Raw genomic sequence first — 8206 nt, 5'->3', positions numbered from 1 at the left:
GTATTGTTCGAGTGATTTATAATGGTACATAATAATTTAAAAATACACATCGAAAGTTGGAACTAAAAATGAGCGATAAAAGCATTATATTCTTTGATATAGATGGAACCTTGCTTAATCATGATAAAGAATTACCGCTTTCAACGAAAGAATCCATCTTTAAATTAAAGGAACTTGGACATGAAGTAGCCATTGCTACTGGACGAGCTCCGTTTATGTTTGAGGATCTGCGAAAAGAATTAGGGATTACTACATTTGTAAGTTATAACGGACAATACGTCGTGTTAAGAGGCGAAGTGTTATATAAAAATTCTTTAAATGCCTCAGCAATTGAAAAGTTAACAGAAGCAGCTCTGCTTAACAATCATCCGGTAGTCTTTATGGATCACGAGGATATGAAAACGAATGTACCAGAGCATAGCTACATTACAGAAAGTATTGCTACATTAAAAATTAGCCGTTTTCCTTCGCACGATCCGCATTATTACAAAGGACGCGAGCTGTTTCAAACTCTCCTTTTCTGTCCAGAAGGGGAAGAGAAACAATATGAACAGGAGTTTCGTGATTTTGATTTTGTAAGATGGCATCCTGTTTCAGTCGATGTACTCCCTAATGGTGGCTCCAAAGCAAAAGGGATTGAAAAAATAGTTGAAAAACTAGGTATTTCAAAAGAAAACCAATTTGCCTTTGGTGATGGGCTTAATGATTTGGAAATGCTAACAACTATAAAAAATAGTGTGGCAATGGGGAATGCGGAAGAAAGTGTTAAGGCAGTCGCAAAATATGTGACAAAATCCGTTGACGACAATGGAATTACTCATGGTCTTCAATTAGTGGGGCTATTATAGCTTCATACAGATAAACTTTAAAAACCGAAAATATAAGGTTTCTTAATGAAACTTTATATTTTCGGTTTATTTTTTATCTTGCTGAATATTCTGCAAGCCATTGGTCGGATTTCCATTCATGTTTCATTTTCTCCCGTCCTTTCCACAACCATGTTTGTAATGTTTTTGGAAAATCATTTTCTTCAGAAGCGAATACAGCGATATCAGCAAATGCAGGCGGAAATGGACTTTTTCGAATGTGGTTTTTCACCCGGTCCATTACTTTTTCATAATCCATTTTAGAACAAAATTGGAACCATTGCTGGACCGTCTCGTCCTTTAATACGCAGTTGGGATATACCGATTCTATAAGTATTAAAAGTTTAACTACCTCTTCCTTGGTCATAGTGATTCTTCTCCTAACACAATTTTCCCTTCATGAATCAGCCGTTCCATCTGATCGGGCATGGTTTTTTCCCGTTCTTCTCCGCTACTAGTATTGACTTGATGGTCTTTTCTCAAAACAAATATCAACATTAAAATGGTTGAAACTAAAAATAAGTTGTGGTATTATAACAAAGTCTTATAAATGACTAAAAAACTAAAATGGTCAATCAGGTGATATTATTCTTTTTTATCCTAAAATGACTAAATGGGGGTTATAGTCATAACGGGTCGAGTTGAGAAGTAGAATGAATGAGGTGAGTTACATGAGATTTTTCCCTTCTGTGAAAAGTGAATTTCTGCGGATTTTTCGTACGCGTAAATTGCTAATCGCCATTATCGGTGTGATGACGATTCCGGTTCTTTATAGTGGAACCTACTTATGGGCCTTTTGGGATCCATATTCCCATTTGGACAGAATGCCTGTAGCAATTGTCAATAATGACCACGGTGCCGAGTACAATGGAGAACAAATAACAGTTGGCAGTGATTTAGTTGAGAACTTGAAAGAGAAAAATACTTTTAATTGGAATTTTGTCAGTGCAGAAAAGGCAAAACAAGGCTTGAAGAATCAGGATTATTATTTGGAGATTGAAATTCCAAAAGATTTTTCAAAAAATGCCACGACGCTTCAAAGTGAAAATCCCCAAAAACTAAATCTGATCTATACCGTTAATGAAGGTAATAACTATTTATCATCCAAAATCGGCGATTCGGCTGTTGAAAAAATTAAAGAAGCCGTATCCGAATCCGTAACGAAAACCTATGCTGAATCTATGTTTGATAGTTTAAAGGATGTCGCTAAAGGGTTGAATAAGGCAAGTGATGGAGCGGGGAAACTTTCAAACGGGATGTCAGATGCCAAAGAAGGGGCTGGCAGTTTATCATATGGAATTACATCTGCTAAAAGCGGTGCAGAAAAATTAGCGAATGGTGCAAAATCAGTGGACGATGGCGCTAAGACCATCAAGCAAAACCTTGAGGTTTTAGCAGATAAATCTGTTGCTTTTTCAAATGGTGTAGTTTCAGCTTCATCGGGTTCAGAGAAACTTCAAAGCGGATTGGAGCAATTCAGCACGGGCCTCACACAAATGAAAGATGCCAATACGAAGCTGTTAGCTGGTGCGAAAAAGGCGGAGGATGGGACGAAGCAATTATCTGATGGTTTAACATCTGCTGGAGAAAATGTACCTAATCTTCAAAATGGGTCAAAACAGATTGTAAAAGGTTCTGAGCAGCTCTCAGCTTCCTTAGATAGATGGAAGTCAGGCGCAGACCAAACAAAGTCCGGTGCCGACACGGTCAGTAAAGGACTTCAGCAGCTGCTCGACCAAGTAAGTAGCATGGAGGATAATACGACTGATCCAACAGAGAAGGAAAAACTGAACGCTCTAAAGGATAGCTTAACCAAATTGTCGGAAGGCAGCCAGCAGGTGGCTTCTGGTGCAGGCGATTTGTCTAGCAGTGCAGAGCAGATAAAGCAGGGCTCCGATTCATTAGCCGCAGGTGCTAATCACTTGAATCAAGGTCAACAGAAATTGGCTGATGGTATTAACCAATTATCTGGTGGAGCAAAACAGGTATTAAATGGTCAAGAACAGTTAAATCAAGGACTTACCCTGTTTGGTTCGAAGATTGATGAGGCACAAAAAGGATTCGGTCAAATTGAAAGTGGTTCAAGCAGCCTAACTGCAGGGTTAGGGAAATTATCATCCAGCTCCACTTTATTGAATGAAGGGACAAATAAGTTAGCACAAGGCGCAAATAAATTAGCATCTGGAACCACATCGTTATATCAGGGTGAAAAAGATTTAAATAACGGAATGTCCGCCCTTGCGACTGGTTCAAAGGATTTAAACGGCGGGATGACTAAACTAGTGGATGGCTCAAAGGAATTGGGTGATCAACTGTCTGACGGAGCCAAGGATGCCAGTGATGTGAAAGCCAATGATCGAGTTTATGATATGTTCGCTAAACCAGTAAAACTATCGAACAACAAGATGAATCATGTTCCAAACTATGGTAGTGGATTAGCACCTTATTTCTTGTCACTTAGTCTTTTTGTCGGTGCTCTGATGCTCTCAGTTATTTTTCCAATGTTTGAACCAGCCTCGGAGCCGAAAAACGGTTTTAGATGGTTCATTGGAAAAACAAGTGTTATTTTAGTAGTAGGAATTGGCCAGGCGCTTTTAGTCGATGCTGTTATGCTGTTGGGTCTTGGACTCGAAGTGAAGAGCATTCCATATTTCATTATGCTAAGTATATTTACGAGCTGGGCATTCTTAGCCATCATTCAATTCCTTGTTACAGCTCTTGATAATCCTGGACGTTTCTTAGCGGTTATTATCTTGATATTGCAGCTAACAGGAAGTGCAGGAACGTACCCGATTGAACTAGGTCCAACATTCCTTCAAAATATAATGAAATTCTTACCTATGACCTATTCGATTTCTGGCTTCAGGTCGATTATTTCAACCGGTGATTTTGGTTATATGTGGAATAATATCGGGCACATTGCGATTTTCTTTGTCTTATTCCTGGCTGCAACTTTGACATTTTTTATCGTCAAATTCAAACGGCAGTCTCCATTACAGGTACAGTAATCATTAAATATCGGGAGGCAGGACCTTTTAAAGGCCTGCCTCTTTTTTCTACTTCTGGAGGCTAGGAACATATTAATTCCGAAACTCATTTAATCTTTCATAAGTTTCAAGCAAAAAATCATAAAATAATGCTTCGGTGGGAAGCAGTTTTCTCTGCGTCGGATAGATGACACCGACTGTTCGAGTCAGATTCGCATCGGATATTGGAATCACCACGGTAGACCGCGGGGTGTTATCTACCAATGTCATCTCTGGCATCAATGCTACACCTAAGCCTGCAGAGACTAACCCTTTTAATGCATCAATATCTTTTCCTTCAAAGGCGATTTGTGGAGAAAAACCTGCATCATTACATGCTTGAACCACTTGTTCACGAAATACAAACCCTTCAGGAAGGACACAAAATGAATCATTCCTTAAATCCCGCAGCCGAATTGTTTTCCGATCAGATAATGGATGATGAAGAGGGATAAGGGCCACGATATTTTCTGTAAATAACGTAGCTCCTTTGATTTTTTTCTCTTTATCCTGATTGGGCATGGGTGCAATCATGGCCAAATTAAATTCTCCATTTACAACACCATCAATTAAATCATAATAAAGGGCATTGCTCATTTGAAATTTCGCGTCTGGGTACCGAGTACGAAAAGCGTAAATGATGGAAGGCAATGTATGGGCCGCCATGCTAATAGGGAATGCAATTCGTACAGTTCCTTTTTCAGGATTTAAATTTTCTTCTACTTCTCTCTTTGCATCCTCCATCAAATACCATACTTGTTGCATCCGTTCATAAAAAATTCTGCCTAGAGGGGTTAACTTTACACTCCTTCCCTCACGTATAAAGAGTTTTACACCTAATTCGTCTTCTAAATTGAAGATTTGTCTGCTAACGGAAGATTGGGCAACATGCAAGGCATCTGCTGCTTCAGTTACATGCTCTCTTTTTGCCACTTCTAGAAAATATTGAATTTGCCTTGTCTCCATTTTCATTTCACTCCATTTTAATGCGTTAAACGCATTAATTTCATCGTAAATTAAGATTGAAACTATTAATTATTAAATTATAAAATGAAAATACACGTAAGAAAAGGGAATTTTCTTAACTTTATAATACATTAGGGGCTGACCGAGATGAAAATGCTGGACAGAGTAGAAGAGAATCAAATGCAGATCGTGAAAGATTACGTAGATCGTTTATTTAAAACGGTTCAATTACGTAATCCAAATGAAGGGGAATTCCAGCAGGCTGTTAAAGAAGTACTTGATTCTTTAGTACCTGTCCTTGTGAAAAATCCAATATATATTAAGCAAGCAGTTCTCGAAAGAATGATGGAACCTGAGCGATTAATTAGCTTTCGAGTGCCATGGGTAGATGATCAAGGAAATGTACAAGTGAATCGAGGGTATCGTGTTCAGTTTAGCAGTGCGATTGGACCTTATAAGGGAGGTCTCCGTTTTCACCCTTCAGTTAATGCAAGTATCATAAAGTTTCTCGGTTTTGAGCAAATCTTTAAGAACTCATTAACAGGGCAGCCAATCGGCGGTGGAAAAGGTGGTTCTGACTTTGACCCTAAGGGGAAGTCTGATTTTGAGATTATGCGTTTCTGTCAGAGTTTTATGACGGAGCTTAGCAGGCATATTGGGCCTGATGTTGATGTTCCCGCTGGGGATATCGGAGTAGGGGCTAGAGAGATCGGGTATATGTTTGGACAATATAAAAAATTAAAAGGTGCTTATGAAGCAGGGGTTTTAACTGGAAAAGGTATTGGTTATGGGGGAAGCTTAGGCCGGAAAGAGGCAACAGGGTATGGATTAGTATACTTTGTTGAAGAAATGCTCATTGATAAAGGATTAAGCTTTGAAGGAAGTACAGTTGTAGTATCGGGTTCTGGAAATGTCTCTATTTATGCCATCGAAAAAGCTAACCAGTTTGGTGCAAAAGTGCTAGCATGCAGTGATTCAGGCGGTTACGTTTATGATCCAAATGGTATTAATTTAGATACGGTCAAACGATTAAAAGAAGTCGAGAATAAAAGAATTTTTGAATATGTTAAAGAACATCCAGATGCAATCTATCAAGAAGGGTGTTCAGGCATTTGGGCCATCCCTTGCGATATTGCTTTACCTTGTGCAACACAAAATGAGTTAAATAAGGAAGCAGCAGAAGTTTTAGTTTCGAATGGGGTTAAGGCAGTGGGCGAAGGTGCAAATATGCCATCAACTCTTGAAGCTATCGAGACGTTTATCGAACAGCATGTTTTATTTGCTCCTGCCAAGGCAGCAAATGCAGGCGGAGTTGCAGTCTCTGCGTTAGAAATGGCGCAAAATAGTGCAAGGCTGGCTTGGACACAAGAAGAAGTGGACCTAAAATTACAAGGGATCATGAAAGATATATATAGTAAGAGTATGAAAGCATCAGAGGATTACGATGCCTCCGGGAATCTTGTTGTCGGCGCAAATATAGCCGGATTCGTAAAAATAGCGGATGCCATGATTGCACAGGGAGTAATATAAGATATAGTATCTAGTAAAGAATTTTATAGGAAAAGGATCAACACAATACAGGACAAAAAGTCACCAATTGGTGACTTTTTGGTTTACATATAATAGAAAAAACTGACCTAAAAGGTGATATTTCATCAGACTTTTGGGTCAGCTTAATTTATCACATATGAATTAATCTCTTGTAGTTGGGTCCTCAATTCTATTCGTTGATTCTGGAATCGCATCATAAATCGCTGTATCCACATCATGAATCGATCCGTCCGCAAGTCCTTTAAATACCTCAAATAATGGTACTTTGACTGTTTCTTTCAGCATGCCAGCCTGTTTTTGTCCTAGTGTCTGGCTTTGTCCTTTGAGTTCAATCAACATAATGGCTGCATCATTTAATGCAAACGCACCTAGAGCTGTACCTGGAAGGTTAACATCAGGATATTTTTGAACAGCGCCATAATGTGAGTTCCCTCTTTGAAGAGCGAGATTGGCCAGTGCATTAACTTGTTTGCCAAGCTTTAATACGTCTGCATCCACTTCATATTGGTTACCTGAGAATGGATCCGTGTAAGGGTCTGCTACTACAGCTGCCACTTGAACTGGAACAGATCTGTTATCTTCATCTGAAAGCGTATTGAACCCACGGTGGTGAACATCAACATATACATCAGGTTTAAATTCTTTAAATACGCTTGTAACGGTTCTGGCCTCGGCTGTTACATAAAAGCCGCCGTTATTGCTGTTATTTGTTGTTCCGTTATTTAGGAATGCGGCTACTTTCGCTGGATCTTCATTTTCTACTCTAAAATCCAAATTCGGATTGTAGTCTCGGTTTTGGTCATAACCAGGGATTCCATAGACCACACGGCCATCATTTGTCTGGCCTCTCTCATCACCGATTGCATTATAGTACCATGGCGCCACCGTACCTGCAGGAAGATTAATGTTTTCTGGAAGCCAAGTTTGGTGTGTATAACGGGTAGGGTACCATTTTCCTTCGAATGTATTATCTGCTCCTTCTGGATTAATTCTTGGCATAATCCAAATGGAGACCTTATCTAGTATTTCGTTTATTTCCTGCCCGCCACTAGATAGTTTTTGAATAATATCAATGGCAGCCTCAGTTCCGATTTGTTCGTTCCCATGGATTTGCGTCGTAATTAAAATTCTTTTTTTGTTTGGATCCGCATCACCGAATTTGACGACATACAAAGGATCTCCTTTATCGACTTCGGTCTTATATCCATCTAATGTTTGATTGGAATATCCTACAACCTCTAACTTCATTTTCCCTTTAGATGATGCTTCAAGTTTCTGTAGAGTTTTGGCTAGTTACTTATTTGACATATAACTTGATAATGAGATGTTTTGCTCGTCCTCAATATAAGGTCCGTTTGGATTTGACTGAGGTTCGGCCATTGCAGGAGATGATAGAGTCATGGTTAGAGCCATTGCAGTTGGAATAATTGCCTTTGAAAACTTTTTCATAAAGATTCCCTCCAGTATGTAATTGATCCCATTTTTCTTGTTATTAATAGTAAAAGTTGGGAGTTATTCATTATATTACCAGAGATAGAAAGGGTTAATAACTGAAAAAATAGTATATTTAGAAAATTGAAGTAATAGTGCTTGTTTTTTTATTTCGTGTCGGTAAATATTACCCGAGATTTACTATTAAATAGATGGGCCTTTAATCCTGGTATCTTCTCTTTTTTTCGACTAATGAGACATAAGGTCGGATAAAAAAATAGTCAACTCTTCTTTCGATTTATGATATATACAAGAATAGTAGTTTAAAAAAACTAGAGTTAGCTTCCTATGGCGGTGATTGAACCT

The 8206-nt window shown here is 38.7% G+C and carries 6 protein-coding genes and 1 pseudogene; 3 read left to right on the top strand and 4 right to left on the bottom strand.

The features are described from left to right. Nucleotides 1-68: 68 nt before the first annotated feature. The gene (locus V7659_RS25930) at nucleotides 69-848 is read left to right on the top strand and encodes a Cof-type HAD-IIB family hydrolase (RefSeq protein WP_335542981.1); all 780 of its coding nucleotides are present in this window, start codon (nucleotides 69-71) and stop codon (nucleotides 846-848) included. 73 nt (nucleotides 849-921) lie between these two features. Here V7659_RS25930 and V7659_RS25925 read toward each other — a convergent pair whose 3' ends face one another. Further along, complete coding sequence (locus V7659_RS25925; protein ID WP_335542980.1) at nucleotides 922-1233, bottom strand: replicative helicase loader/inhibitor; 312 nt, start codon at nucleotides 1231-1233, stop codon at nucleotides 922-924. 304 nt (nucleotides 1234-1537) lie between these two features. Between V7659_RS25925 and V7659_RS25920 the strand changes: the two genes are divergently transcribed. Continuing rightward, nucleotides 1538-3874, top strand: coding sequence for a YhgE/Pip domain-containing protein (locus V7659_RS25920; RefSeq protein WP_335542979.1), 2337 nt, complete (start codon nucleotides 1538-1540; stop codon nucleotides 3872-3874). Nucleotides 3875-3946: 72 nt separating this feature from the next. Here V7659_RS25920 and V7659_RS25915 read toward each other — a convergent pair whose 3' ends face one another. Next, nucleotides 3947-4858: a LysR family transcriptional regulator gene (locus V7659_RS25915; protein WP_283878629.1), complete on the bottom strand. Its 912-nt coding sequence runs from the start codon at nucleotides 4856-4858 to the stop codon at nucleotides 3947-3949. 147 nt (nucleotides 4859-5005) lie between these two features. Between V7659_RS25915 and gdhA the strand changes: the two genes are divergently transcribed. Further along, nucleotides 5006-6388 (top strand): NADP-specific glutamate dehydrogenase, encoded by a 1383-nt coding sequence (gene gdhA / locus V7659_RS25910; protein ID WP_335542978.1) that lies wholly within the window; start codon nucleotides 5006-5008, stop codon nucleotides 6386-6388. Nucleotides 6389-6550: 162 nt separating this feature from the next. Here the strand turns inward: gdhA and V7659_RS25905 are convergent. Beyond that, nucleotides 6551-7678, bottom strand: a pseudogene (locus V7659_RS25905) (M14 family zinc carboxypeptidase); the annotation flags it as partial. A gap of 24 nt (nucleotides 7679-7702) precedes the next feature. After that, entirely contained in the window at nucleotides 7703-7858 is a 156-nt protein-coding gene (locus tag V7659_RS25900) for a hypothetical protein (RefSeq protein ID WP_335542977.1), read from the bottom strand. Between the last annotated feature and the right edge of the window lie 348 nt (nucleotides 7859-8206).

The organism is Neobacillus drentensis (assembly GCF_036966985.1).
GTDB lineage: Bacteria > Bacillota > Bacilli > Bacillales > Cytobacillaceae > Neobacillus > Neobacillus drentensis_E.
Note: the sequence above shows the minus strand (reverse complement) of the source record. Positions and strands in the feature narration are given on the sequence as shown.